The sequence below is a fragment of the Porticoccus sp. genome (assembly GCA_023261185.1).
In the GTDB taxonomy this organism is placed as follows: domain Bacteria; phylum Pseudomonadota; class Gammaproteobacteria; order Pseudomonadales; family Porticoccaceae; genus Porticoccus; species Porticoccus litoralis.
In genome coordinates this window covers 1-2,341 of record JALRJN010000104.1, presented here as the reverse complement: position 1 = coordinate 2,341, position 2,341 = coordinate 1, and the positions used below count along the sequence as shown (strand labels likewise).

General features: G+C 52.9%; 3 protein-coding genes. All 3 read left to right on the top strand.

The window, feature by feature from the left end; translation table 11 throughout:
• Positions 1–833: cytochrome c oxidase subunit I (locus tag ACYZYZ_RS09930; RefSeq protein WP_461484155.1), on the top strand; the 833-nt coding region annotated here is incomplete at its 5' end.
• Between the two features lie 9 nt (positions 834–842).
• The gene (locus tag ACYZYZ_RS09925) at positions 843–1,493 is read left to right on the top strand and encodes a cytochrome c oxidase subunit 3 (protein WP_461484154.1); all 651 of its coding nucleotides are present in this window, start codon (positions 843–845) and stop codon (positions 1,491–1,493) included.
• Positions 1,494–1,510: 17 nt separating this feature from the next.
• Complete coding sequence (locus ACYZYZ_RS09920) at positions 1,511–2,221, top strand: cytochrome c oxidase subunit 3 (protein WP_461484153.1); 711 nt, start codon at positions 1,511–1,513, stop codon at positions 2,219–2,221.
• Positions 2,222–2,341: the final 120 nt, after the last annotated feature.

Genomic DNA, 2,341 nt, shown 5'->3' with positions numbered 1-2,341 from the left:
GGATGATGGTCTGGGCGATTGTCATTATTGGTGCACTGAGCTTTGTTGTGTGGGCACACCACATGTATGTCAGCGGCATGAATCCTTACTTTGGTTTCTTCTTCGCTACCACTACGCTGATTATTGCAGTGCCAACGGCTCTCAAGGTGTATAACTGGGTGCTCACGCTGTGGCAGGGGAACATTCACCTGACGGTGCCGATGCTGTTCTCGATAGCCTTCCTCCTATTTTTCATCAACGGAGGTATGACAGGGCTGTTTCTGGGTAACGCAACCGTCAGCATGCCGCTCTCAGATACGCTTTTTGTGGTGGCGCACTTCCACATGGTGATGGCAGTAGCGCCCGTCATGGTCGTGTGCGGCGCGATCTATCACTGGTACCCGAAAATTACGGGTCGCTGGTATCACGAGGGAATGGCGCGGTTCCATTTTTGGGTCACTTTTGTTGGCTCATATCTGGTGTTCTTGCCCATGCACTACCTCGGGATCATGGGCGTGCCCCGCCGTTACTTTGAGATTACTGGGACAACCTTCTTGCCTGATTCAGCGCAGAGCGTCAACGCGAGCATCACCATCGCGGCGCTGGTTGTGGGTTTTGCGCAGTTGGTCTTCCTCTATAACCTGATTGTCAGCGCGTTTAATGGCAGGAAGGCGCCGAGTAATCCCTGGAATGCCACGACACTCGAATGGCAGACAGAACACACTCCGCCGGAACACGGCAACTTCGGGAAAGAGCTCCCCTGCGTATATCGATGGGCTTACGACTACAGTGTGCCGGGCATAGAGGATGATTTTATTCCGCAAAATGTCCCACCCAGAAACGCTCAGTCGTGAGGTTACGTAATGAGTAATATCTTTACGGAACAACCCTGGATCGCAGACACCGGCCCGATTGCGCCCGCGCTGTCGGGCGCTCAAATTGCAGTCAATTCAAGGCGGTCTGCCCTGAAGGTGCTGCTCAGCGTAGTCAGCGTGTTCTTCTTGCTGATGATCGTGGCCTATGGCGGCCGGATGCTCTATCAAGACTGGAGACCCACACCACAGATTAACTTGCTGTGGGCCAATACGGGCGTGCTCTTGCTGAGCAGCTTGTGTTTACAGGCGGCGCTCATGTGGGCTCGTGCTGGCAAGGCTGATTGGGTGCGCGGGGCGTTGGTCGGTGCGGCGGTATTGACGATCCTGTTTCTCGTTGGCCAACTCGCCGCATGGCAACAATTGACTGGCATGGTCTTGGGAGATTTTAGCAATCCCTCAGTCGGCTTTTTCTTCATGATCACCGGTATCCACGGGCTACACATGGCCGGGGGTATGGTTGCCTTGAGCAGGGCAATGAGAAAGGCATTCGGTCAGTCCGACGTGAGGAGCATGGAGCACACTGTGTCCAACTGTGCGCTTTACTGGCACTACCTGCTGGGTGTGTGGTTGGTGGTCTTTGGATTGCTGTTCACGGGCAACAATTTCGAGATCCTGTTGCGGATCTGCGGCTTTATTTAAACGGGGGAGACAAGACCATGTCGACAGAGACTATGGCATCAGATTCATTGGAGTTGAAGCCCGGTTTAGCTGGCTTTTTCGATGACTGGAGTTCCGATCAGCGCGCCTTCAAGGGAGTTCCCTGGGGTAAAGCAATGATGTGGATTTTCCTCGTCAGCGATACGTTCATCTTTGGCTGTTTCCTGGCCTCTTACATGACGGTGCGCATGTCCACTTTGGACCCATGGCCCAGTCCAAGCGAGGTGTTTGCGCTAAGTTTCGGTGGTGCGCCGATACCCTTGATCCTGATTGCAATCATGACCTTCGTCCTGATCACTTCAAGCGGGACCATGGCACTTGCAGTCAACTACGGCTACAGAAAGAACAAGTGGGTGACTTTCTGGCTGTTGCTGGCCACTGCGGTGCTTGGCGCAACAGTCGTGGGCATGCAGGTTTTCGAATGGAGTAAGTTGATTTTTGATGAAGGCGTCAGGCCCTGGGGTAACCCAATGGGTGCGGCGCAGTTCGGATCGGTCTTTTTCATGGTTACGGGCTTCCACGGCTTCCACGTGTCTATCGGGGTTATCTTCCTGTTTATCTTCTCCTACAAGGTCGCCAGGGGGCATCTGGACACCCAGAAAGCGGGCTGGTTTACCAAGCGGGGCGGTAACTACGAAGAGATCGAAATACTAGGACTGTATTGGCACTTCGTCGATCTGGTGTGGGTATTTATCTTTGCATTTTTCTAAAAGTTGACATTTTTTCCATTTGGCAGCATGAAGACGTGATGTTTAGTCTGTGATAAAGTTCCTGAAGCTGTGACGTCATTACGCCGTTACTCACACACCTCAGAGATGATTTTCTAATTA

What these genes read in the sequence shown, in the direction of transcription:
- ACYZYZ_RS09920 (WP_461484153.1), top strand. Translation starts at nt 1,511, where the DNA reads ATGTCGACAGAGACTATGGCATCAGATTCATTGGAGTTGAAGCCCGGT.
- ACYZYZ_RS09925 (WP_461484154.1), top strand. Translation starts at nt 843, where the DNA reads ATGAGTAATATCTTTACGGAACAACCCTGGATCGCAGACACCGGCCCG.